The 330-nt window shown below is 48.2% G+C and carries 1 protein-coding gene; it reads left to right on the top strand.

Annotated elements, in window-relative coordinates; genetic code table 11:
- Positions 1-323 (top strand): hypothetical protein (locus HBA93_RS19865; RefSeq protein ID WP_502910153.1); only part of this gene is annotated, 323 nt, incomplete at its 5' end.
- Positions 324-330 lie beyond the last annotated feature (7 nt).

Genomic DNA, 330 nt, shown 5'->3' with positions numbered 1-330 from the left:
ATAGCACTCTTTCACTAGAAGATTTGTCGGGACTAGGCGCTATTTTCATCTTAGTTGCGCTTGCTGGTCTGTATATTCTCTTCACCATCCAAACAATGGCTCAAGGTGTTGTTGGCACTGTTATGCTTTCTGCAGGCGACTTTGCCCGTAGGGCAAAAAACATATCCTATGGAGCTGCACGATCGACGGTCGGTACTTCTGCAAAAGGTCTTGCTGCTGGTTACAGAAAATTCCGTGGCGGCGGTTCTGATGGTGGTTCTATCTCAAATGCAAGTCAGGATGCACTCGCAAGGCAAGTGCAAAACCATAGCCGTCCAAGGTAAGAGCGGA

Source organism: Ochrobactrum sp. SFR4 (assembly GCF_019730395.1).
Lineage (GTDB): Bacteria > Pseudomonadota > Alphaproteobacteria > Rhizobiales > Rhizobiaceae > Pseudochrobactrum.
The sequence above is the reverse complement of the archived record's forward strand: the minus strand, read 5'-3'. Positions and strand labels throughout refer to the sequence as shown.